The organism is Flavobacterium esculini (assembly GCF_048284325.1).
Classification (GTDB): domain Bacteria; phylum Bacteroidota; class Bacteroidia; order Flavobacteriales; family Flavobacteriaceae; genus Flavobacterium.
In genome coordinates this window covers 1-23,747 of record NZ_JBLVPI010000026.1, presented here as the reverse complement: position 1 = coordinate 23,747, position 23,747 = coordinate 1, and the positions used below count along the sequence as shown (strand labels likewise).

The 23,747-nt window shown below is 34.1% G+C and carries 20 protein-coding genes and 1 tRNA gene; 12 read left to right on the top strand and 9 right to left on the bottom strand.

What is annotated here, in order from left to right; genetic code table 11:
• Positions 1-81 (top strand): IS3 family transposase (locus tag ACNQGG_RS16710; RefSeq protein ID WP_417965007.1); only part of this gene is annotated, 81 nt, incomplete at its 5' end.
• A gap of 69 nt (positions 82-150) precedes the next feature.
• Here the strand turns inward: ACNQGG_RS16710 and ACNQGG_RS16705 are convergent.
• Entirely contained in the window at positions 151-2,859 is a 2,709-nt protein-coding gene (locus ACNQGG_RS16705; RefSeq protein WP_417965896.1) for a M16 family metallopeptidase, read from the bottom strand.
• A gap of 162 nt (positions 2,860-3,021) precedes the next feature.
• Between ACNQGG_RS16705 and ACNQGG_RS16700 the strand changes: the two genes are divergently transcribed.
• A complete protein-coding gene (locus tag ACNQGG_RS16700; RefSeq protein WP_417965893.1) occupies positions 3,022-3,729 on the top strand; it encodes a glycerophosphodiester phosphodiesterase in 708 nt (235 codons plus the stop codon).
• A complete protein-coding gene (locus ACNQGG_RS16695) occupies positions 3,726-4,934 on the top strand; it encodes a BaiN/RdsA family NAD(P)/FAD-dependent oxidoreductase (RefSeq protein ID WP_417965891.1) in 1,209 nt (402 codons plus the stop codon). The genes ACNQGG_RS16700 and ACNQGG_RS16695 overlap by 4 nt, the downstream gene beginning before the upstream one ends.
• Before the next feature lie 44 nt (positions 4,935-4,978).
• Here ACNQGG_RS16695 and ACNQGG_RS16690 read toward each other — a convergent pair whose 3' ends face one another.
• Complete coding sequence (locus tag ACNQGG_RS16690; protein WP_417965889.1) at positions 4,979-5,455, bottom strand: TspO/MBR family protein; 477 nt, start codon at positions 5,453-5,455, stop codon at positions 4,979-4,981.
• Positions 5,456-5,568: 113 nt separating this feature from the next.
• Between ACNQGG_RS16690 and ACNQGG_RS16685 the strand changes: the two genes are divergently transcribed.
• The 8 genes from ACNQGG_RS16685 to ACNQGG_RS16650 all read left to right on the top strand — a co-directional run bounded on the left by ACNQGG_RS16685 (position 5,569) and on the right by ACNQGG_RS16650 (position 12,895).
• Positions 5,569-6,651: a diphosphomevalonate decarboxylase gene (locus ACNQGG_RS16685; protein WP_417965887.1), complete on the top strand. Its 1,083-nt coding sequence runs from the start codon at positions 5,569-5,571 to the stop codon at positions 6,649-6,651.
• A gap of 41 nt (positions 6,652-6,692) precedes the next feature.
• Positions 6,693-6,887, top strand: a complete 195-nt coding sequence (locus ACNQGG_RS16680) for a hypothetical protein (protein ID WP_417965885.1) — start codon at positions 6,693-6,695, stop codon at positions 6,885-6,887.
• A 56-nt stretch (positions 6,888-6,943) separates the two neighbouring features.
• Positions 6,944-7,882 (top strand): mevalonate kinase family protein, encoded by a 939-nt coding sequence (locus ACNQGG_RS16675; protein WP_417965883.1) that lies wholly within the window; start codon positions 6,944-6,946, stop codon positions 7,880-7,882.
• Between the two features lie 371 nt (positions 7,883-8,253).
• Positions 8,254-9,681: a sensor histidine kinase gene (locus ACNQGG_RS16670; protein WP_417965880.1), complete on the top strand. Its 1,428-nt coding sequence runs from the start codon at positions 8,254-8,256 to the stop codon at positions 9,679-9,681.
• Positions 9,671-10,084, top strand: coding sequence for a response regulator (locus tag ACNQGG_RS16665; protein ID WP_417965878.1), 414 nt, complete (start codon positions 9,671-9,673; stop codon positions 10,082-10,084). Before ACNQGG_RS16670 ends, ACNQGG_RS16665 begins: the two co-directional genes overlap by 11 nt.
• Positions 10,085-10,311: 227 nt before the next feature.
• Positions 10,312-11,268 carry a geranylgeranylglycerol-phosphate geranylgeranyltransferase gene (locus tag ACNQGG_RS16660; protein ID WP_417965876.1) on the top strand — a complete coding sequence of 319 codons (957 nt, stop codon included), beginning with the start codon at positions 10,312-10,314 and terminating at the stop codon, positions 11,266-11,268.
• A gap of 269 nt (positions 11,269-11,537) precedes the next feature.
• Entirely contained in the window at positions 11,538-12,446 is a 909-nt protein-coding gene (locus ACNQGG_RS16655) for a pseudouridine synthase (RefSeq protein WP_416855529.1), read from the top strand.
• Between the two features lie 86 nt (positions 12,447-12,532).
• On the top strand, positions 12,533-12,895 hold the full coding sequence (locus tag ACNQGG_RS16650) for a nuclear transport factor 2 family protein (protein ID WP_417965874.1): 363 nt from the start codon (positions 12,533-12,535) through the stop codon (positions 12,893-12,895).
• A gap of 133 nt (positions 12,896-13,028) precedes the next feature.
• Here ACNQGG_RS16650 and ACNQGG_RS16645 read toward each other — a convergent pair whose 3' ends face one another.
• The 4 genes from ACNQGG_RS16645 to ACNQGG_RS16630 all read right to left on the bottom strand — a co-directional run bounded on the left by ACNQGG_RS16645 (position 13,029) and on the right by ACNQGG_RS16630 (position 18,236).
• On the bottom strand, positions 13,029-15,062 hold the full coding sequence (locus ACNQGG_RS16645) for a DUF2264 domain-containing protein (RefSeq protein ID WP_417965872.1): 2,034 nt from the start codon (positions 15,060-15,062) through the stop codon (positions 13,029-13,031).
• A gap of 55 nt (positions 15,063-15,117) precedes the next feature.
• A complete protein-coding gene (locus ACNQGG_RS16640; RefSeq protein ID WP_417965870.1) occupies positions 15,118-16,317 on the bottom strand; it encodes a YyaL domain-containing protein in 1,200 nt (399 codons plus the stop codon).
• Between the two features lie 36 nt (positions 16,318-16,353).
• Complete coding sequence (locus tag ACNQGG_RS16635) at positions 16,354-17,667, bottom strand: BNR repeat-containing protein (RefSeq protein ID WP_417965868.1); 1,314 nt, start codon at positions 17,665-17,667, stop codon at positions 16,354-16,356.
• Positions 17,668-18,154: 487 nt separating this feature from the next.
• Positions 18,155-18,236, bottom strand: a tRNA-Leu gene (locus ACNQGG_RS16630).
• 106 nt (positions 18,237-18,342) lie between these two features.
• Between ACNQGG_RS16630 and ACNQGG_RS16625 the strand changes: the two genes are divergently transcribed.
• The gene (locus tag ACNQGG_RS16625; protein ID WP_417965865.1) at positions 18,343-19,731 is read left to right on the top strand and encodes a dipeptidase; all 1,389 of its coding nucleotides are present in this window, start codon (positions 18,343-18,345) and stop codon (positions 19,729-19,731) included.
• A gap of 55 nt (positions 19,732-19,786) precedes the next feature.
• Here ACNQGG_RS16625 and ACNQGG_RS16620 read toward each other — a convergent pair whose 3' ends face one another.
• From ACNQGG_RS16620 to ACNQGG_RS16610, 3 genes are all read right to left on the bottom strand, one after another.
• A complete protein-coding gene (locus ACNQGG_RS16620; protein WP_417965863.1) occupies positions 19,787-20,554 on the bottom strand; it encodes a hypothetical protein in 768 nt (255 codons plus the stop codon).
• Between the two features lie 331 nt (positions 20,555-20,885).
• A complete protein-coding gene (locus ACNQGG_RS16615; RefSeq protein ID WP_417965861.1) occupies positions 20,886-21,728 on the bottom strand; it encodes an SGNH/GDSL hydrolase family protein in 843 nt (280 codons plus the stop codon).
• Positions 21,729-21,968: 240 nt separating this feature from the next.
• Entirely contained in the window at positions 21,969-22,748 is a 780-nt protein-coding gene (locus ACNQGG_RS16610) for a hypothetical protein (protein WP_417965859.1), read from the bottom strand.
• Positions 22,749-23,747: the final 999 nt, after the last annotated feature.

Here is a 23,747-nt window from a genome sequence, read left to right as displayed (position 1 = left end):
TATTACAATAATGAAAGAATAAAACTGAATTTAAACGGAATGAGCCCGACACAATATCGAGCTCATTATTATCAAAATTAATTATAAATTTGTCTAAAATTTTGGGTGCAGTCTAAACTTAGACAACCTCTTTTTTTATGAAAATAGACCTTATTTTTTGGTGAAATCTCCAGCATAAATTAATACTAACTTTTTCATATCGAAATATTTTTTCAAAGCTGCATTTACTTTATCTACATCCAACGCTTTTACTTTATTTTCATAGTCCGAATAATCCGTAAACGTTTTATTTTGATCTAAATATTCTCTTAATTGCCTAACTAAAAACTCATCGGTTCCAAGCATTGTTTGTCGTTGTTGCAACCAAGATTTTAATGAAGCATCAAATTCTACTTTTGTAAAACCCATATCCAATGCTTTCTGAATTTCGTCTTTCAAAGCATTGTCTAATTTATCTTTAAACAACGGATTGAAGAAAGCGTAAACGCCCCAGCTGCCCGTCTTGTCAATACCACTTCCTGAAACAAAAGAACCCGCACCATAACTCATCCCCTCTGCTTCACGCAACCTTTGCGGTATTCTGGAAGAAAGGAAACCGCCTCCAAGCAGTTCATTTGCCATATCAACAGCGGGATAATCCGGTTCGTTCATACCAATATTCAAATTAATTTTCCCAATAACTGCAGCATTGGTTTTGTCATTGACCTGAATTGTTTTATACACCGATTTTACATCAAAATATTGCGTTGCAATTCTTGAATAAAGCTCCTTTGAGTTCCAGTTATCCAAAGTTTTAGTCATAAATTCCTTGATACTTTTTTTATCGATTCCACCTACAAATGAAGTGATACTATTATTTCCGTTGTAGAAATCTTCGTAATACTTTTTCACGTCATCCAGTGTAATTTTACTTAATTCAGCTAATTCTTCATCAACTGTTTTTGAATAATAGGGATGCGATTTTGGATACAATGCAGTTTCTTTCTCAACAGCCTCACTGGCTAGCGATTGTGGTTCATTCTTGGAGGATTCCAACTCACTTTTAGTTTCTAATTTCATTTTTTCAAATTCAGAAGCATCAAATAATGGATTCCTTAAAATATCATCAACGAGAACTAAAGCCTTATTTAAATTCTCTTTGTCCGTACTCATTCTCAAATACATTCTATCTACAGTTGCTTGTACACTCAAATTGATTTTATATTGATCTAATTGGTCATTAATGACTGTTTTACTCCTTGTCTTAGTACCTAATTTAAGCATTTTGGCAGTTAAGTTCGCTATTAGATCTTTTCCTTCAAGTGCTTTCTCATTTCCCATTCGAAGCATAATTCGAGCTTCAATTTTATTTCCTTTTGAAGGTTTTTCAAGCAATGCGTATTTTCCCCCTGAAGCTAATTTCCCTATTTCTGTTGTTTTCAAAATATTGGCAACAGAAGTTTCAAAAGTCGCATTATTCACCTCTAAAGCTTTCCCTTTGTATCCGTTTGTCAGGGCTGAAATATCCGGAGTATCACTTACTTTTACACGTTCTGTATTGTTTTCAGGAAGGAATCTTCCCCAAGTTCTGTTGCTTTGCAAATAGTATTTTTTGGCAACATTTTGAATATCTGCAAGGGTCAATTTTTCAACATTATCTCTATCCATAAAAAATAAACGCCAATCTCCTGCACCAATATGCTCTGTCAATGCAATACTTAAATTGATTGTTTTATTATACGTGTTTTCAAATTGTTTCAACAATTCATTTTTGGCTCTTTTTAAATCCTCTTCCGTAAATATCATTTTTGGAACGGCATTCATGGTTTGAAGAAAAGCATTTTGAGCCATTGTCAAATCCTTGTCTTTCGGGATTTCACATTGAAAATAGCTAAAACCGGGATCTCTTAACGTTCTGGTATAACCGTAAACACTAGTTGCAAGTTTCGTTTCAATCAAAGCTTTATACAAAGCACCCGACGGATTATTGGAAAGTATAGCAATCAAAGCATTATTTGCCGCATATTCTCTGTCCGAAAAACTGGGTGTATGATACGCCATTGCTACATACTGAATGTCGCCGTTTCTTTTTAACTCCACAAAACGTTCCCCATCTTGGGCTGGTTCAACAGTATAAGTGGGTTCAATAATTTGTTTTGATTTCGGGATAATCGCAAAATATTTTGAAATTAAATCCAATGTTTTTTTTTCATCAAATTTCCCCCCTACGATTAGTGTCGCATTATTGGGCTGATAGTATTTTTTGTAGAAATTTTTAAGAGAAGCTGCCTTAACTCTTTCGATATCTTCTTTGCTCCCTATAGTAGAATTCCCGTAATTATGCCATAAAAAAGCCGAGGAAACAATCCTTTCCTCCAGGACCCCCGATGGAGAATTCTCCCCTATTTCAAACTCATTTCTAACCACCGAAAATTCAGTATCTAAATCCGATTGCAAAATAGACGATGTTACCATTCTATCCGCTTCCATTTCTAAAGCCCAATTTAAGTTATCGTCTGTAGCAGGCAGAATTTCATAATAATTTGTTCTATCACTCCACGTAGTCCCATTGGCAATTGCACCTTTATCGGCAATCGCTTTTTTTATTTCACTGAATTTTGACGAACGTTTAAACAACATATGTTCCAATAAATGAGCCATTCCGGTTTCGCCATACCCTTCGTGTCTTGAACCTACATTATATACAATATTCACCACTACATTAGATTGTGCTGCATCCGGAATCAAAAGAATTCTAAGCCCATTTGGCAAATTATATTCTTTAATTCCTTCAACTGAGGTAACTAATTTTGGGATTTGTGCAAAACTTGTCCCTATAAACAATCCTGTAAAAAGAATTGATAAAATACTATTTTTCATAAATGGTTGTTTTTAAGTTGGTTTAAAATCCTTATTTTTTAAATTTTTATGTAAATATCTTATTTTTCTTTCATTAAACCATTGCTTTTTTTATAAAAAAAATAAACGTTTTGAAGCTTTAACTTAAAAAATTGTTCTTTTTTTGTAATGAAAAAATACTCCATGAAAAAGATTGGTCATCGTGGCGTCAAAGGTTATGAACCGGAGAATACATTAGTTTCTTTCCAAAAAGCATTAGACATGCAAGTAGATGGAATTGAACTCGATGTACATCTTAGTGTGGATGATGAATTAATGGTTATCCATGATGAAACAATTGACAGAACGACTAATGGAAAAGGTTTTGTAAATAAACTATCTTTACGCGAATTGAAGGCTTTTCGAATTGATGACAAACACGACCCGAGGCTTTTAGCCGAACTGGCGCAGCAAATTCCAACGCTCAAGGAAGTATTTGATTTGGTAAACCAAAACTGTTTTATCAATATCGAATTAAAAAGTTATGAAACCGCAGAAAAAGTCGTTTCGCTCATCGAAAAATATGTTGTTAAAAAACAGTGGAAATACGACCGCTTTTTAGTTTCCAGTTTTGATTGGAATGCTTTGCAGCAAGTGGCGTTTTTGAATGATAAAATACCAATTGGCGTTTTAACAGAAACTAATCTCGATTTAGCTCAGGCTTTCGCCAAATTTATTCAGGCAAAATCCATTCATCCTCATTTTCATTTATTGACAAAGGAAAACACGGCGCAAATGCAAGAAAAAGGATTGCAGGTTTTCCCTTGGACCATCAATGAAATAGAAGACATACAAAAAATAAAAGCATTCAACGTAAACGGAATCATCACTGATTTCCCAAATAGAATATGAATCAAAATTTCGACATAATAATAGTAGGCGGTGGCGCAGCAGGGTTTTTTACAGCAATTAATATCGTAGAAAAAAATCCGAAGTTAAAAGTAGCCATTCTGGAACGTGGTACCGAAGTACTGAATAAAGTTCGCATTTCCGGCGGTGGAAGATGCAACGTCACTCACGCTTGTTTTGAGCCTAATGAATTGGTGAAGTTTTACCCGCGTGGCGAAAAAGAATTACGAGGTCCTTTTCATCAGTTTTGCTCTGGCGATACGATTGAATGGTTCGAAAAACATGGCGTGGAACTAAAAATTGAAGCAGACGGACGTATGTTTCCGGTTTCTAATTCATCACAAACCATAATCGATTGTTTCCTGAAAGCCACCCAAAAACTGGGAATAGCCGTACTTACAGGACAAAGCGTACAATCCATTTTCAAAAAAGATACTTTATGGAAAGTAGAAACCCAAAGTGAAAATTATCTAGCCGAAAAACTAATTCTGGCCACAGGCAGTAATCCTAAAGTTTGGGAAATGCTGCAGACTTTTGGACATGCAGTTGTCAGTCCGGTTCCTTCCCTATTCACTTTTAACATCAAAGATTCCAGAATAAAAGAATTACCCGGCGTAGCGGCACAAGTAACCGTAAAAGTGAAAGACACCAAACTCACCTCAACAGGACCTTTGCTAATTACGCATTGGGGAATGAGCGGTCCGGCGATTTTGAAATTATCCGCTTGGGGTGCCCGAATCTTACATGACAAAAATTATCAGTTCACTATTTTCGTGAATTGGTTGAATGATGCTGACAAAGAAGATGTAGAGAAAAAATTAAAAGAATTAAAACAAGAACACGCGAAGAAATCGGTTTCTAAAAAATCACCATTCGAATTAACCAATCGATTATGGGAAAGTTTAGTACTCGCTTCAGGAATTGAATCAGAAACTAAATGGGCTGATTTATCAAAAATTCAATTGCAAAATCTTGCGAATCAATTGACGAATGGCACTTTTCAAGTGAATGGAAAAAGCACCTTCAAAGAAGAATTCGTGACTGCAGGTGGAATCGATTTAAAAGAAATCAACTTCAAAACCATGGAAAGCAAATTACACGAAAACCTCTATTTTGCTGGGGAAATTGTGAATATTGATGCGATTACCGGTGGATTCAATTTCCAAAATGCATGGACCAGCGGGTTTATTGTGGCGAGTGCGGTTTAGAAAACTAACCTTTTCAGGATTTGAAATCCTGAAAAGGTTAAAAACTATTTATTCAACCACCAAATACTTCCATTTAAAACGGCTGCAAAACTTACCCAAGCCAAATAGGGAAGTAACAAATAACCTGCAATTTTATTGATTTTGGCAAACTGAATATAGGTTTCATAAATCATCAGCCACAAAACAATAATTTCTAAACCCGCAAGCATTGGGTTGTGCAATCCAAAGAATAAATACGACCATAACGCATTTAAGGCTAATTGAATCGCAAAGAAAACTAAGGCTTTTTTAACCGCTTCTTTTTCAAAATCAATTCGGTTCCAAACCAAACCTGCCGCAACGCCCATCATAATATACAACATGCTCCAAACGGGCGCAAAAACCCAATTGGGCGGATTAAAACTTGGCTTGACCAAAGTAGGATACCATGTTGTTATTGCAGAACGTGTCACCATTCCGGAGAAATAGCCAATCGCAAGACAAGTAACAACAACAGCTAATATTCGGGTAATCTTATTCATTTTTATGTTTTTCTAATGTGAGCCAAATTTACTTAAATCTTTCTAACGATTAACCAGATAAACAAATTAACAAATAAACCAAAAAAAGTATCTTTGCGTAAATTTTTAAATTCATGATTTCAGCAAACGATTTTATTCCATCAAAATATACGCATTCCATCGAAAAGGGAAATTTCCAATGGAGCGCACCCAGTAATATTGCCCTTGTAAAATATTGGGGTAAAAAAGACAATCAGATTCCAGCCAATCCTTCGGTTAGTTTTACGTTGAATAATTGCAAAACCATCACCAAATTGGCTTTCGCCAAAAAGCAAAATGACGGTACATTTTCCTTTGATTTGCTTTTTGAAGGAAAACCAAAAGAAGATTTCAAACCAAAAATCCAAAAATTCTTGGAGCGAATTGAAATCTATTTACCCTTTTTGAAGGACTACCATTTTACGATTGATACGGAGAATACGTTTCCGCACAGTTCGGGAATTGCTTCATCCGCATCTGGAATGGCGGCATTGGCGATGAACTTAATGAGTTTAGAAAAAGTATTGAATCCTGAAATGACTTCAGCATATTTCTATCAAAAAGCGTCTTTATTAGCGCGTTTAGGTTCCGGCAGTGCTTGCAGAAGCGTAAAAGGAAGTGTTGTCGTTTGGGGAAATCATGCGAATATTCCAGGAAGTTCTGATTTATTTGGTGTTGAATTCCCAAATGCTATTCATGCAAATTTTAAGAATTTTCAAGATACGATATTGTTAGTTGACAAAGGTGAAAAACAAGTTTCCAGCACCGTTGGACACGATTTGATGTACAACCATCCTTTTGCCGAAAGGCGATTTGCACAAGCACACGGAAATTTAGATCAATTAATCACCATTTTTGAAAGTGGGAATCTGGAAGAATTTATCAAAATTGTAGAAAGTGAAGCCTTGACTTTACACGCCATGATGATGACATCGATGCCTTATTTTATATTAATGAAACCTAATACTTTGGAGATCATAAATGCGATTTGGAAATTTAGAAATGAAACCAAAATTCCGGTTTGTTTTACTCTGGATGCCGGAGCAAACGTGCATGTTTTATATCCAAATAACACTAAAGAGAAAGTGTTACAATTTATTAAGGACGAATTAGTTGGCTATTGCCAAAATGGTCAGTACCTTTGTGACGAAATTGGAAATGGAGCTTTGTTGAATTAGTTTGTTTTTTCCCTACCTTTAAGTTTTAAAGCGCTGAAATTATGGACATTCAATCAGAGAAATTAGAATTGATAAAATTGTTATTAGAAACGAATGACAAGGACATAATCGAAGCTGTAAAAAACATTTTCAAATCAGAAAAAAAAGATGTTTGGAAAGAGTTATCTCCTGAAGAACAAGAAGAAATTGATCTTGGAATTCAAGAAGCAAATCGTGGAGATCAAGTCGATTTATAAAATTACCCAATAAAACACCTAATTATCAACCCCAAATTGCTAATTTACAATCTAATATGAAAGGACCTTTATTTTACTCAAAAATATTACTTTTTGGAGAATACGGAATTATTCGTGACTCAAAAGGATTGTCAATTCCTTATAATTTTTATAACGGTGCGCTTAAAAGAGAGGAGAACCCATCTGACGAAGCGATAAAATCAAATGGAAATTTAAGACGGTTTGTTACTTATCTGGAAACGTTACAAAACGAGCAACCCAACTTAGTAACTTTTGATTTAGCTACGTTAAAAAATGATGTTGAAACTGGAATGTATTTTGATTCCAGCATTCCTCAGGGTTATGGCGTAGGAAGTAGTGGCGCACTTGTAGCTGCTATTTACGATAAATATGCTCAAAATAAAATTACGGTTCTGGAGAATTTGACTCGTGAAAAATTATTGCAGTTAAAAAATATATTTTCTCAAATGGAGAGTTTTTTCCACGGAAAAAGTTCTGGTTTAGACCCTTTAAACAGTTATTTGAGCATTCCAATTCTTATCAATTCTAAAGACAATATTGAAGCTACCGGAATTCCAACACAAAGTTTTCATGGGAAAGGTGCCGTATTCTTGCTAGATTCAGGAATTATTGGTGAAACGGCTCCAATGGTGAATATTTTCATGGAAAACCTAAAAGACAAAGGATTTCGTGCTATGTTGAAAAATCAATTTGTAAAACATACGGATGCCTGTGTAGAAAATTTTCTTGGCGGCGACATGAAATCATTGTTCATGAACACCAAAAAATTATCAAAAGTAGTTTTGAACAACTTCAAACCAATGATTCCGGAACAGTTTCACGGAATCTGGCAACAAGGAATTGACAGCAATGACTATTACTTGAAATTATGTGGTTCTGGCGGTGGTGGCTATATATTAGGTTTTACTGAAAATTTAGAAAAAGCCAAAATCTCGTTGAAAGATTATAAACTAGAAGTAGTTTATCAATTTTAAAAAAAAAAAATTAAATTTCTATAATGTTAAGCAAACAGCACAAGCTTCTTATAATGAAAATTACAAGTTTGTTCTCTTTAGAAGTTTAGACCACAATTATTATTTCGAAACAATTTGATTTCTTATGGAATACCCCTAATTTATTTTTTTGGGTATATATCATGAAGACAAAAAGTGTTTAACCGTTTCGATAACAATAAAATTCATAGAAATTATACTTTCTTGACAACTACTTAAAAGCAATGGTTTATATCATTATTAATAAAATTTATTATTAAATAAAATTAAAAAAAACTCCTACATTTTTAATTAAAACATCTTATCTTTAAACATCTGATTTTTCTTGCACTTCTATTTACAAAAAAAACAATATGTCTGAAAGTAAAATTATTGGAAATTTTAAGCTTCGCAATATATTCATTCCGCTGATTATAGTGATTTTGTCTTGTTCTTCGTTGATAGTCATCAACTATCTAACTATTAAAATTTTATCTGCATCCAGAGCGTATGTAAATGGAGAATCCCATTATTCTAAAGGACAAAAAGACGCAACCCGTCACCTGATCACCTATCTTTTTACTAAAGACCCCATTCAGTGGAAATTATTCAATGAAGAATTAAGTGTTCCTATAGGAGATAAAATTGCTCGAATCGGCTTGACAAATGATGACACTACTGAGAACATCAAAAATGGATTTAGAGCTGGTAGAAATAATGAGAAAGATCTGGATGATATGGTTTGGCTTTTTATACATTTTCATTCCGTTCCTTTTTTAGCAAAGGCTATTAATGAATGGGAAAAGGCAGACTATAAAGTTACTCAATTAAAATCTATTGGGAATGAAACCTTTAGAAAAATAAATTCAAATAATTTAAAACCGGAAGACAGACAAAAAATTCTTCTACAGATAAATATCACTACTGATAAATTAACAAAAAACGAACGTAATTTCTCTGATGCACTTGGGGAGGGCACCCGTTTGATTAAAACCTATCTTCTTTTAACCAATATTTTTTTTACTTTGATGATCATTGGCAGCGTAAGTATTTACTTCTCCGTAATGATTAACAGACTAAGACGCTCGAAAGATGAAACAGACGATAAAAACAAAAATTTAATCATTGCCAATACCGAACTTGACAAATTTGTGTATAGCGCTTCACATGATCTACGCTCTCCTATATTGTCACTAAAAGGATTAATAGAAATCGTAAGACTGGAGGATGATTTAGATCAAATTAGGTATTATTTAGACCTAATGCATGAAAGCCTTGATAAGCAAGATGAATTTATAAAAGAAATAATAGATTATTCCAGGAATAAAAGAAAAAAAGTAGCCATTGGTCTCGTCAGTTTAAATAAAATCATAAATGAGATCATCACTCAACATCAATACATTAAGGGCACGGATGGAATTGCCTTCAAAAAAGAATTATCAGTTGATGAATTGTATAGTGATGGTTTGAGATTAAAAATCATTCTAAATAATTTATTGTCAAATGCCATTAAATATTCTGACGAAAAAAAAGAAAAAAGGTATATTTCAATTAAAACATATACCATGGGAGAATTTTACAAAATAGAAATTGAAGATAATGGCATCGGAATTAATACCGAATATCAGGTCAAAATTTTTGAAATGTTTTTTGTAACTAACAACAACAATAAAGGTTCTGGATTAGGTCTTTATTTGGTAAAAGAAGCTGTTGAAAATCTTAATGGATATATAACCGCCGATTCGGTAATGAATATTGGAAGTACATTTATAGTAACTATACCAAAAGAATATGAAGCCTAATTATAACATTTTGATAATTGACGACAATATAATTGATCAAATTATCACCAAACAATTACTAAAAAAAACACTCTGTATAACTGAAATATGTACTGCTAATAATGGCAAACAAGGAATTGAATGGCTTAACAATTACAAAAGGAATTTTGAAGAATCTCTAATTATTTTATTGGATATCAAAATGCCTGAAATGGATGGATTTGAGTTCCTTACGGAATATGAAATACTACCCGAAGAATTGAAAAAAGGAATTCAAATTTTCATGCTTTCATCTACATTAGACCCTAATGATATTACACGAGCAAAAAGCAATAAATATGTAAAACATCTTTTAAGCAAACCTTTACCCGTTAAAGAATTTAGCAAAATGATTTATCCTGACTCATCTTCAAAAACAGCCTAATCAATATTTTGAATCCGATGAAATCAGAATTCCTATCCATTGCAAATCATAAATACTCTTAATATTTAGCAAATTTTTTAGCGATTTTATCTTAGAAGAATTCACATGTGTTTTTTTGTGAAAAAATCAAGTTAATTTTAAAAACAAAATCTTAAATTTGAAAACAAATAAGCAAGTTTACTATAATTACAACTTTGTAAAACTTGACAAAAAACTACTACTAAAAAATGTTAAGCAGACAGCACAAGCTTCTTATAATGAAAATTGCAAGTTTGTTCTCTGTAGTTAGAGGGTATAACATTCCCATAATTATTTTGGCACAATACCTTTCGGCGATATTTATCCTTGCTCCCGAAAAAAGAGCATTGGATATTCTGCTGGATTTTAATTTATTTATACTTGTTATAGCTTCTTCGCTTGCTATTGCTTCGGGTTACATCATCAATAATTTTTATGACAGCCAAAAAGATTTAATCAATCGACCAAATAAATCCATGTTGGATCGATTAGTAAGTCAAAAAACGAAATTAAGCGTGTATTTTGCCCTGAATTTCATTGTCGCTTTAATGGCTTTATTCGTTTCCTGGCGCGTGTTTTTATTCTTTTCGGCATATATATTTTCCATCTGGTTTTATTCCCATAAAATAAAAAAATATCCGATAATAGGAAACTTGACAGCTTCTCTATTGGCTGTTTTGCCTTTTTTTGCCATACTATTGTATTTTTACATTCAGATTCCATTTGAAGAAATCGAAAATTATGAAAGACAGCTAGCCGTAATATTTGCGCATGCCGCCTTTTTGTTCCTACTAATTCTTATTCGGGAAATGGTTAAGGATTTAGAAAACCTAAGAGGCGATTTAGCCAATGATTACAAAACAATTCCGATTGTTTATGGGGAAGAAATATCAAAAAAAACGATTACTATTTTAACCATTCTGGCTGTAATTCCAGTTTATCTTTTAATCGAAATTTACGATGTAGGTTATATGGATATCTACTTCTATTCCTGTCTCATTGTGTTGATTTTTTTCTTGGCTTACTTATGGAAATCAAACACTAAATCACAATTTCTATTACTCCATAATGTCCTGAAATTCCTTATTGTGGCTGGAGTATTTTGTATTGTGCTTATCAATCCTAGTGTTTTATGGCACGGAAAAAAATTGTTGATGATGATTTAGATTATTCTTTTGTCAGAATTATAAAAAGGTCAAAACATTTCCTCAAAAGCGCCCAAATTTCTCCATTAGGCTAGCCCCGATTACAACGGCATCCTTTTTCTTTTTTCTTTAAAAAGAAAAAGATAGAGTGGAAAGCGGGAAATAGCTCCAAAAAATGAAACTAAAACGTATTAATCAGCTTATTAACTAGATAGTTAGCGTTTTTATAATTGGCTCTTATTGATTGTCAACTATATAAATAGTATCTTTGCACAAATTATTGGAATATTATGAATAACAAGGAAGGCAATAATAAGAAAAGTGGTCCAAGAGCAAATAGCTCAAGACCCAGTTCGAATAAGCCAAAACCTGCCATGCAGAAGCGCGCTCAAGGGCCGAAAAAAGTTAAAGTAGTTACTAAAGTTGCCGATATCGCTACTGATAAAGTAGAGAAAAAACCAAATCAAGCACCAAAGAGACCCAAAGTAAAAGACGAAATTCGTTTGAATAAATACATCGCTAATTCTGGCGCGTGCTCGCGTCGTGATGCGGATATTTATATTCAATCCGGAACGGTGAAAGTAAATGGAATTCCTGTTACCGAAATGGGATACATGGTAAAACCTGGAGATGTTGTGAATTTTGACGGTTCAACTTTGACACCAGAGAAAAAAGTGTACATCTTACTAAATAAACCCAAAAACTTTACGACGGCTATGGACGAAGGTCAAGAGTATCGTAATGTATTGGAATTGGTAAAAGGTTCTACAACTGCAAAAATTGGCGCTGTTGGAAGAATGGATAAAAATACAACTGGATTGTTATTGTTTACAAACGATACCGATATGATTCGTAAGTTTACGTTACCAAGTCAAAAATCATCTAAAATATACCAAGTTTCACTTGATAAAAACTTGAAATATGAAGATTTAGAAAAAATAAACAAAGGTTTGACTCTTGACGGACACCGCGTTTTTGTGGAAGATGTAAGTTATATTGATGGTGAAGCGAAAAGTGAAATTGGATTGCAATTAAGATCGTCTAACGTAAAGGTAGTTCGTAATATTTTTGAACATTTCAGTTATGATGTATTGCGTATTGACAGAGTTTCTTTTGCAGGTTTGACCAAAAAGAATTTGCCAAGAGGAAACTGGAGATTGCTTACCGAACAAGAAATCATCAATTTGAAGAACGTTTAATATTTCTTTGAAATTATAAAAATGAAATCCCTTTCGCATAAAGCGAAATGGGATTTTTTTAATTAAAAATTCAATCCTAAAATAGTATGACACCCGAAAAACTACAATTAATCGCTTTTAAATGGTTTGAAACTTTTAATAATAAAGAGTTAGAAAAACTGTTGTCTTTGTATGATGAAGATGCGGTGCATTTTAGTCCAAAACTAAAAATGTACAAACCCGACACTAATGGTTTTGTTACTGGTAAAGAAGCTTTGCGCGAATGGTGGCAAGATGCTTTTGAGCGTTTACCAAGTTTGAACTATAAAGTTAAATCACTTACCGCAAACGGTGACCGTGTTTTTATGGAATACACGAGAACCGTGAACGGTGAAGAAGATATGCTTGTTGCTGAAGTATTAGACATTAAAGAGGAAAAAATAATCGCCTCCCGAGTATATCACGGATAAAAGTCAACTTTAAATAAAACACAAAAATCCCTTTAGCTTTTGGCCAAATGGGATTTTATTATTTCTAATATATTGCAGTTAAATAGTAAGCTTCTCGATTTACACTAAAATTCTATTAGTAATAGAACAGTGATTAATTATATTTCACAATCTTTTTTTCGCCATTTACCATCGTGATTCGTACTGTATTTTCTTTTTCAGAATACTTAATTTTGTTCACAGGCAACAACTCCTTATCGCTCCATTTTTCTCCTGACTTTTTCCATAACATTAAAGTGGCATAAATAGCAGAGGTATCTTTTTGAGGCGTAAAATTAACACTAACGTCTATTACTGCACTTTCATCACTGGAAGGATTTAAACCTTTAGCCGCAACCACTTCTGTTTTATCCCAACCTAAAAGCGGAATCATTGCCAATTGGTATTTTCCATTATCAATAATAGTTGCCTGATATCCTTTCACTTTAGCAATAGTCGTTTTAATTTTCCCATCCAATTTTGGCAAAGCATAATGACCTAATCGCATAGCAATTGCATCAGTGCTGCTGTTTTTATCCACTCTCAAAATACCATTTGCTAAAGGAATATCGGCTAAATTAAATTTGATATTGCTATTGGTCTCCAAAACCACATCCCGATAATAAATTCCATCCTCAAACTTCTTAAACGTGTACAATCGAAACGGCTCCCATTCCTGTTTTTTATTTTTAAAAACATAGTTCATCGCTACTTCCCCATTAACGCCATCAGCTTGCCAAGGGAAGGCGCTGTTGTAGGATAATCGGTTGTAATTTTCACTTCCTCGAAATTTTTCGTTAGCATTAATTACTGGAACATTACACCAAGCTCTCAACTCGGCTGCGCCAATATTAGGATAATCTGTAATTAAAATTTCGGAAGATTTCTGGAATTTATGGTAAACCGTATCTTTTGCAAATTCTTTATCCCAAGCTCCCTCGTTTTCTTTTGCTGTCCAAAACGGATTATTATCCGGAACCATCAATCCCAAGAATGCTTTTCCCATCCAATACACGCTTCCACGACAGCTATATCCTTGCACGGCAGGTTCGAAAGCACCGTAAAATCCTAAAGTAGGAACATTGTCTTTCATAAAATCAGGATGCTCCAAAAATTGTTTCATTACTCCCGAAGAAATTCTTCTCATCCAACCAAAATTAATATCTTTATCCTGTTCATACCCCATCAGTGGAAAAGGGATAATAGAACCAATTCGATAACTGATGCTGCGCCCCCACATGATCATCTCTCCGTTTCGGCTAAACATATACGGATAATTATCTTTTAGATCTTTAAAATTAGTTTCGAACTTAACCGCAAACTCTGGGTAGTATTTTTTTCCAATATATTCAGACCAAACCATACCATACATCTGGAAAGCCCACATGCTGTAATAGTCAAAAGCGGGATTGTCATTATACCAACCTCCACCTCTGTAATGATCCAATGATTTTTGCAGATAGTCCACCAGCAATTTCTCATTAACAGGATAGCCTTTGTCTTTGAAAAAACTCAATACGAAAATATTAAAAAACTTCCAGTTCGAAGGTACCGTTGGACCATCGGCATAACTAATCATCGTTTTGGCTAAGGCATCTTTTTGAACCTGGGGCAGTGGATCCCACAATATTTCTGGAGCAATAAGCATGGACACGGACAGGGCTCCAAATTCTACTAAATTTTGGTTTGGTCCGCCATTTTTTGAACGAGAAACAATGTAAGACGGACTACTTGGGTCTATTAACTTCCCGATTTGATATCTGTAATAATCCGCAACTTTTATATTATTAATGACTAAGTTCGGTTTATCCTTTAACAATGGAGCCGCCACAAACAACGTTCTACACAGTCCTTCTAATTTTTCCGTTGGAACTTTTCCTTCGTCCTTTGGGTAACTTATTCCTGGTTGTTTAGGAAACTTCATTGGATCATCCAGATTATGGATGTAACCAAAGGCGCCTTTCAATAAATAAAGCGCTGCATCTTTCCAGTGTTGCTTGGTCATTCCGGTATAAGGACTTAATTTATAATCCGGGTTTACAATTGTAAAAATATTATCCGTCGAATTCAAAACCGATTCCTGCTGCTGTTGCGCCAATACTGGTACGCACATCAGAAGTAACAATATAAATGAATATTTTTTTTTCATAAAACTAATTTCCATACAGAGGATTATAAAATAGAATTCCTATCTATTTTTTACTCTATTTTATTTGTTTTTTATATCTCAGCATTGCTTCCACTAAATAATAATCCCCATACGTTAAAGGGACATCTATTTCTGATTTTTCGGGAATATGTCCTACTCCATGTTTCAACAAAAAGCCTCCATTAGTTCCTTCTTCGGCTATATATTCCTTAGAAGTTAAGGTAGTAATAATCGTTTTGGCCGCTGCAAAATATTTTCTGGAAGCCGCTGAATCAACATAATTCTTTAATTCTAATAAAGCCGAAGCCATAACAGATCCAGCCGAAGAATCCCTTAAAGCATCAGGAATATTGGGCGCATTAAAATCCCAATACGGCACTTTATCTTTAGGCAGATTTGGATGATTCAAGATAAATGCTGCGATAGCAACCGCTTGGTCTAAATATTTTTTATCTTTTGTTGCTCTGTACATCACGGTATACCCGTACAAACCCCACGCTTGGCCTCTTGCCCATGCCGATTCATCAGCATATCCCTGAGCGGTTCTTTTTCGTTTCACTTCACCCGTCTTACTGTTATAATTTACAACATGGTAGGAGCTATGGTCTGGACGGAAGTGATTTTTCAACGTGGTATTGGCATGTTTAACGGCAATGTCATAATATTTTTTATCGCCGCTGTATTCACTGGCCCAAAAAAGGAGTTCTAAATTCATCATGTTATCTATAATTACCAGATAACCGTCATCCGAAGAATCCCAAGACTTGATACAACCTACTTTTTCATCAAAACGGGACGCCAATGATTTTGCACTATTCATTAGTATTGCTGCATATTCTGCCTTTGGATTTAAACGATTGGCATTTCCAAAACTACAAAACATCATAAACCCAAGATCGTGCGTTGTTGTATTGTATTGTTCTCTCTTCAAATCTTGCAAAACCCTGTCTATTTCACCTTTTAATACCGGCGATTTTACTGCTTCATCCAAATACAACATTGTTCCGGGATAAAAACCACTGCACCACCATCCTGAACCGCTAGTTTCCAATTTATCTTTGGCAACATAATACGTTTTTGGATATTTATCTTTAGGCAGTCTGTTCATTATATACGCATACTGACTAATCCCTCGGTTAAGGGTATTATCAATCTGCTTTTCTAATTTATGACTCCCACAAGAACTGAATAGCAAAGTTGCACCCACAGAAACAAGCAGGTTCTTTCTTGTTTTTTTTATTTTTTGTAAAAACATTTGATTAAAATATGTATTAATTATTCTATTTTTTAACTATTTCGGCAAACTATTTATTTCTATAACGCTTATCATGCTTGGTGGTATTTTTGCTAATCCTTCTCCGTCAATCTGGGTGACATTTTGCGAAAAAATATGCAATTTATTTTTCTTTTGCCAGAGCGAAATATCATAATTTGGCTCCCATTGTCCTACTGAAGTATTGGTTAAATCTACTGTTTTCCAATTTTCATTGTTAGTCAAATTACTATATGCCAGTGCCATTTTATTTCCTCTTTCTTCATCCCTAAAAAGAACATACAGCAGCGGACTACTTCCTTTATCATCTATAAATAAATCGGGTCTTGAAATAGGTATTTGCTTCGTGCCGCCGCCTCCAAGAGAAAATGGTGTTTTTCGGAATCCTGTATTTATTCTTTTCCAGCTTCCATCCTCCAAATAGACAATTTGATATTGAGGAATTTGATTTTCACTCCAATAGGTTACAATATATGGATTGCCTTTTTTATCAACAGCCATTGCTGTTTGGTTGATTAAATTACTTTTTTGAGGAATCTTCCAAGCATATTCAGCAGTTGAAACGGTTATGGGTACTGTATATTTTTCTCCTGTAGATTTCTCCCAAGTCACGCCACCATCTTTCGATCTGGCATAACACAAATCATGATTGGTAGATACATCCCAACTTTCTCTCCAAACCCATGAAAGATGAATCACGCCTTGTTTATCTACGCAGGACTGCCAATAAGCGCTTCTTTTATCTTCTCCGTTTAGTAAATTTTGCTGTACTTGAGACCAACTTTTACTTTTTAAATCATAGGAATTGATCACCATATTTCCTCTTCCTGAAGCCCCCGATCGGTAAAAAAAGAGCAATCCTCCGTTTGGTAAATTATAAAATTCAGGATACGTAACCTTTAGTTCCTGATTACCTGTCATGGCCTGTTCTTCTCCAAGTTCCAAACCCATAGGCTTTTTACTCTTTACATACCGAAGTTTAGTATCATGATGATCCCAACTTACATGTAAATACCCATCACCATCAACAGCGATACTGATCGCGTTATGCGCATCTTTTGTATTTCCTTTATATGCCGTTTTGAGGATTTCCCAATTAGATCTGTTTAATTTTCTTTTTCCAAGAACGAGACAACTATTTTCATCATAGTATGCTGTAAATTGATTCTCCCCATAAGTTGTTAAAGCATTTTTTCGGAATTTAACTACGTTTACAGAATTATTATTCCAACCATATCCAATTTCTGTTTGTCCATTTTTTTGCGCACTACACCCTAATAAACAGACCATAAAACCGCAAAAAAACCATTTTAATATCTTACTGCTTGTCATTGATTTCAAAAGTATATTTATACGTTACATTTTGTTTTTTCTTACGATTAAGAATTTAAAAGAGTAGAAAACAAGCTTCTAATTCTCATCCCATTTTCTCTTTTAGATAATCTTTTCCCTATTTATTCTATTAAATAATCCTATCGTTTGTACTAATTAATAAAGCAGCAAATTATTTAATGCGATTACGAAAATTAAAAGTAAAACAACAATTTCTATTTACATACCAGACCCTACCACTTTTTGTGCTTTGCAATAAAAAAAATACAAATACATTCTTCATGAGATAAATAAAACAACTGCTTTATAGCGAATCAAGCTTTAAACCCTATGGGGAAATATTAAATAAGGGATATTTGAATTTATAAACACCCCCCGATCGCAGATTCTTGTAGCGAAGTTATAAAGAATATTTTTTCGCAGAAGAAGAGATAAAAACAAAAAACCCTTTAAACGTTGTTTTCAACGAATAAAGGGTTTTTAAAAGTGCGGATAATAGGACTCGAACCTACACGCCTTGCGGCACCAGATCCTAAGTCTGGCATGTCTACCAATTTCACCATATCCGCGCAATTGTGGGTGCAAAGATAAACATAACTTCCAATTTTCAAAGTAAATTTCACAAAAAATATTCATACTCTTTTTTGTACTTTTGAAATATAAACAAAATCAATAATGGAAAATATAAAATCATACGTTCAACAACACAAAGATCGTTTCATAAACGAATTAATTGAATTATTGAAAATCCCATCCGTAAGTGCAGACACCGCTTATTCTCAAGATGTTATCGATACTTCCGAAGCAGTAAAAGTAAGTTTAGAAAAAGCAGGTTGTGATTTTGTTGAAATTTGCGACACACCGGGTTATCCAATTGTTTACGGTGAAAAAATTATTGATAAATCGTTGCCTACGGTTCTAGTTTATGGCCATTATGATGTGCAACCGCCAGATCCATTGGAACTATGGACTTCTCCCCCATTTGAACCTGTTATCAAAAAAACCGAAATTCATCCTGAAGGCGCCATCTTTGCTCGAGGATCTTGTGATGACAAAGGCCAAATGTTCATGCACGTAAAAGCATTAGAATACATGGTTCAATCCAATACTTTGCCTTGCAACGTGAAATTTATGATTGAAGGCGAAGAAGAAGTTGGCTCTAAAAGTTTGAGTTGGTTTGTGGAACGCAATCAGGAAAAACTAAAAAACGATGTGATTTTAATTTCTGACACGGGAATGATTTCAAATCAGCAACCTTCCATCACAACTGGATTGCGTGGATTAAGCTATGTAGAAGTTGAAGTTACGGGACCTAATCGTGATTTGCATTCCGGATTATACGGTGGTGCCGTGGCCAATCCCATTAACATTTTGGCAAAAATGATTGCTTCGTTACATGACGATGACAATCACATTACCATACCGGGCTTTTATGATAAAGTTCAGGAATTATCTCTCGAAGAACGAGCTGAAATGGCCAAAGCGCCTTTCAACTTAGACGATTATAAAAAAGCACTGGACTTAAAGGATGTTTATGGCGAGAAAGGATATGTAACCAATGAAAGGAATTCGATTCGCCCTACACTGGACGTCAACGGAATCTGGGGCGGATACACCGGCGAAGGTGCTAAAACGGTTATTGCCAGTAAGGCTTTCGCCAAAATCTCGATGCGATTAGTCCCTAACCAAGACTGGGAAAAAATCACCGAACTGTTCACCAAACATTTCATCAGCATTGCTCCTGCCGGTGTTACCGTAAAAGTAAAACCGCATCATGGCGGACAAGGATATGTGACACCAATAGACAGCATAGGATACAAAGCCGCAAATATGGCGTATACCGAGACTTTTGGAATTCCTGCCATTCCGGTGCGTTCCGGAGGAAGTATTCCCATAGTAGCCTTATTTGAGAAAGAACTGAAAAGCAAAACCATCCTGATGGGATTTGGTCTGGACAGCGACGCCATTCACTCGCCAAACGAACATTTTGGAATATTCAATTACCTGAAGGGAATTGAAACGATTCCGTTGTTTTATAAATATTTTGTGGAGTTGAGTAAGTAGCATTTTGCCACAAAGAAAATTCATCTAAATCCGTTCCCAAATGAGCGGATTTTTTTTAGAAATTATAGGTTAGTTCTAAAGTATTATTTGGCGGAACAGTAATTTCAAAATCTTGACTCGATCCAATTCCGTTTTTTCTTCTAATTACGCGTATTATATTTTTTTCTCCTTCGGCTACAAATACATTTAATCTATTATTTAAATTTGTTGCAATCCAATTGCCATAGCCACTAAAACCGGTAGAATACTCCGAATTTAGAAATGTATTTAGTCCAACTTTCGGACCAAAAGGATACAATGTTCGCACTTCAAATAAATCTCCTGCTCGCTGCGAAACAAAATTATTCAGATTAACTTTTATAAATGCTTTTTTGGGAATGTAAAAAGTTTCGTCAATAATGGTATCTCTGCGTGTTATTGAATAAATTGCAAAACCAATGTCTGTTGAACTTCCTCCAATTAAGTTATTCGTTCTAATATATTTATTTATATCAATTTTAGAGTCATCGATTTCAACGTCAAAATATCCACCCGCCGAATTTCCCAATTCACGATCTTTTATAAAAAAGTCTTTATTAAAATTTCCGTATTGATCGGATTCTATATTTACAATTTTTCGTGTTGAACCGCCACCTAATTCGCCACCGCCAATTTTATATTTTAAGGACACTCTGATATTTGGAACTGGGAGGTTGTTTAGTGTAACAAATCTACCCCTTAACACCGTACAATTTGATGTACAATCAGTATTGGTATCATCTTCAGTTTTTTCGCAACTTGTAAAAACTAAAAATAGAACAACAATTGTAATTAGATTTTTCATTTTATTTTTGTTTAAATTTCAATTTTATTTTTTGCAAAAAAACAGCCCAACATTTTGATGCTGAACGAAGTTGTGATTTTTGTAGCAGAATATTTTCTGCTACAAAACTGAAAGTTATGAAAATAATTGGTTCTATTCTCGAAAATGCAGCAATCTTGGTTAGGTGCTGTTATGCAAGGTTTTAATCTAAAGCTTAGATTTCAAATCCATCCTTTCGTGATAAAATAATAATCGAACTCAGGTTATTATTGGAATGGCATATAATGTTAGTTATGAATTCGGGAGACTTCACAACTGGGAACCTGTTAATTTTGTTTCTTAAATTTTTCACTTATTCAACAACAAAATCCGAAGGCAATGCCAATAATTGATATTGAATGGTTTTTGCCAGACGGTAATCCCCTAATGCATTGGGATGCAGTCGATCCTTTTCTTTGTCATGAAAGTATTGCGACTGTGCATCGGCCATTGGGAAAAGCCCGCTTATCGAATAGAGGTCGATCAACGGAACCGCCCAATATGAAGCCGCTTGCTTCAAAATAGCAACATAGGAATCGATATACAATCCTTGTCCGTTACAATAGTTTTCGTCAGGTTGTACATTTTTCTCGTTAAACTTGGCAAACCCTCTGTGAATAGGTGTCATAATAATAATTTGTTGTTGTGGGTAATTGTTCTTCAGGTACGACATGGCTTTATTAATCCGTCCACAAAAGGTGGTGTCATTCAGGTTTGGAGTCCGGTATTTACGCATCACTTCCTTTCCGTTAAAGTTGGTTTGTCTTGTTGTTTCACTGAAAAACTCACCCAACGGAGTATCGTGGTTATAGTCATTCGTACCCGCAAAAATCAATATGGCATCAACATTTGTTCCTTTTTCTTCGTGCAACTTCGCAGACTGTTTGTAAATGTCATTCCACTGATTTCCGCTGACGCCATATACAAAAGGTTCTATCCCCAGCAATTCACCCAGGTACTCCCAGTAAACGTAAGTAGTTCCTATACGGCGTTTGTCTGTCATCGAATCCCCCAGAAAAGCCACCCGCTTGCCCTGCCATTGTGAGTTTTGTGTTTTTTCTTTGTCTGTTAGTTTTACTTTTGGAACAACTTGTTGTGCAAATCCATTAAAACCCGTCAATAAAAGGATGCAGACACTTGCAATTATATGTTTCATATTTTAATGTATTTATAGGTTATGCAAAAATTGTTATAGAAGTCAAGTCGGTTTCAAGAGATCGTTTCGATTTTGATGAATCCAACTTTAAACCTGTTTTCTTTATCGTAATTTTCCGATCGCTCGTATTTATTGCTAATCGTTAGCGCGGTCGGGGTTTGCAAAATCTCCCAAATATAAAACCAACTTTCCATTAAGCCAAATGCCCAAATCCGTTGTAGTAGCTGTTACCAGCTGGCTTTACTGTATTCTCAACAATTTTTCAGAATCAGAAGTTATAAAACCTCTTACATTGATGTTTTCTTTTTTTACAGTAATATCAATTGTAAAATGAGATTTGTCTTTTACTATTTGATTTTCTAAAATATTAAATTCTACAATACCATTCCCATCACCGCTTGCTTTTACATTTTGACTTTCCATATTCAAAGAAATAATTTCACTTACAGTAAATTCTGCAATATTATTTGACACACTTTTTAGTGTAAAAATTTTGGTTATTAAAACTTTAATTTGTTCTCCATTTATTGGAATGTTCATCGGTATTTTGTGCTCAAAACTGTCATCGATTTTTAATGGCTTCTTCGGAAAATCAATGTCAGGTTTTAAATCTTTAAAAACTGATTTTAGTGCATTTTTTGTTTGTAGGTCAAGATTGGGGTTAATTATTGTGTCAATATTAAATTTACTGTCTTCAGAAAGTAAACCTTTAATAATTGTTTTAGATAATGGACTCAATACTTCTTTTCCAGCACCAGAGACAATTACTTCACCAAAATTCATTGTTGCAGGGAATTGTCCATTTTTATTTGCTTTCTCAGTTCTAGTTACTCTTGTAAATCTTGAAATACTAGTACTCTTTGAGGTCTTGTCATTTATTGTTGTTTCGTTTATTGAAGAAATATCCATTTGAAGCGAATAAGTTTTTTCTGGATGGATTTTACTTATAAAGCTAAAAGTTTTTTGACAATAAGAGTATGATGAAATTAAAATCAAAAAGAGTGTTAGATATTTTTTCATAGATTTTCTTTATGCTTGCTGGTAACGTCCGTTATGCTGCTTTGAGCTGTCTGGAAATTCGTAAACTTTCAGTTTTTGGCTTTGCAGATTTGTGATTGCGGGACGATAATTCCACTAAATTCCAGCTATCTCAAAACAGCGGTTATGCCTTCGGTTTTTTCGCCATTCCAATTTTCACGTTTCAATTTTCGGTTTCGCTTCCGAACCGTTTTTAAGTCGGAAACAATTTTAAATTCAATTATTATGAAAAAACCAATTCGACTTTTTTTCTTATTTTGTTTTTTAACAATTATTTTTTTTGGGTGTGTTTTATATTTTTCCGAAACAATACGGATATTAATGTTAAAGCCAAGATAGGAGAAAAATATATTACAATAAACCAGTAGAAATATATAAATTGATTAAACAAAAAGCCAAAAGAGTAAACTATAAAAATTAATAATGAAAGCCATACAGAAAGTAAAGCTACCGATATAGACATTGTATATAGATAGATATTGTCGCTTTTATTATTTTGGTTGATAAATTCGTCTAAACATATAGATAATGAAAATGAAGACACAAGAGACAATACAATGCAAATCGCTACAATTATTATTGTGTCTCCTGCAGAATAAAATGAATTATCAAAAAGAAATATCGCTACGTACCAAAAAGGTATTAATAATAAATTAACTGCTTTAGCTTTTATTATTTCATTAGACTCGTTAATTTCTTGCATTAAAGACATATTCTTTCTAGTGTTGGTTTAAACTGAGGCATAACGTTCTCGCGCTACAAGCAGTTTGGGATTAAATCAGCGTAATCTTTCGGATTTGCCAAATCTTCCAAATACAAACTAATTTTTCTATTAAGCCAAATGCCCAAATTGCTTGTAGCGTGTGTTGAACTAAACCTTCGGTAGCATCATTGTAGATTTTGATTATCTTACGAAGATAACTAAAATAGGATATTATGACTACAAAAAAAAGCATCCTGATGCGTTAAGAGAGAACAAAA

Coding starts and splice junctions, on each gene's coding strand:
- ACNQGG_RS16705 (WP_417965896.1), bottom strand. CDS start 2,859: ATGAAAAATAGTATTTTATCAATTCTTTTTACAGGATTGTTTATAGGG.
- ACNQGG_RS16700 (WP_417965893.1), top strand. CDS start 3,022: ATGAAAAAGATTGGTCATCGTGGCGTCAAAGGTTATGAACCGGAGAAT.
- ACNQGG_RS16695 (WP_417965891.1), top strand. CDS start 3,726: ATGAATCAAAATTTCGACATAATAATAGTAGGCGGTGGCGCAGCAGGG.
- ACNQGG_RS16690 (WP_417965889.1), bottom strand. CDS start 5,455: ATGAATAAGATTACCCGAATATTAGCTGTTGTTGTTACTTGTCTTGCG.
- ACNQGG_RS16685 (WP_417965887.1), top strand. CDS start 5,569: ATGATTTCAGCAAACGATTTTATTCCATCAAAATATACGCATTCCATC.
- ACNQGG_RS16680 (WP_417965885.1), top strand. CDS start 6,693: ATGGACATTCAATCAGAGAAATTAGAATTGATAAAATTGTTATTAGAA.
- ACNQGG_RS16675 (WP_417965883.1), top strand. CDS start 6,944: ATGAAAGGACCTTTATTTTACTCAAAAATATTACTTTTTGGAGAATAC.
- ACNQGG_RS16670 (WP_417965880.1), top strand. CDS start 8,254: ATGTCTGAAAGTAAAATTATTGGAAATTTTAAGCTTCGCAATATATTC.
- ACNQGG_RS16665 (WP_417965878.1), top strand. CDS start 9,671: ATGAAGCCTAATTATAACATTTTGATAATTGACGACAATATAATTGAT.
- ACNQGG_RS16660 (WP_417965876.1), top strand. CDS start 10,312: ATGTTAAGCAGACAGCACAAGCTTCTTATAATGAAAATTGCAAGTTTG.
- ACNQGG_RS16655 (WP_416855529.1), top strand. CDS start 11,538: ATGAATAACAAGGAAGGCAATAATAAGAAAAGTGGTCCAAGAGCAAAT.
- ACNQGG_RS16650 (WP_417965874.1), top strand. CDS start 12,533: ATGACACCCGAAAAACTACAATTAATCGCTTTTAAATGGTTTGAAACT.
- ACNQGG_RS16645 (WP_417965872.1), bottom strand. CDS start 15,062: ATGAAAAAAAAATATTCATTTATATTGTTACTTCTGATGTGCGTACCA.
- ACNQGG_RS16640 (WP_417965870.1), bottom strand. CDS start 16,317: ATGTTTTTACAAAAAATAAAAAAAACAAGAAAGAACCTGCTTGTTTCT.
- ACNQGG_RS16635 (WP_417965868.1), bottom strand. CDS start 17,667: ATGACAAGCAGTAAGATATTAAAATGGTTTTTTTGCGGTTTTATGGTC.
- ACNQGG_RS16625 (WP_417965865.1), top strand. CDS start 18,343: ATGGAAAATATAAAATCATACGTTCAACAACACAAAGATCGTTTCATA.
- ACNQGG_RS16620 (WP_417965863.1), bottom strand. CDS start 20,554: ATGAAAAATCTAATTACAATTGTTGTTCTATTTTTAGTTTTTACAAGT.
- ACNQGG_RS16615 (WP_417965861.1), bottom strand. CDS start 21,728: ATGAAACATATAATTGCAAGTGTCTGCATCCTTTTATTGACGGGTTTT.
- ACNQGG_RS16610 (WP_417965859.1), bottom strand. CDS start 22,748: ATGAAAAAATATCTAACACTCTTTTTGATTTTAATTTCATCATACTCT.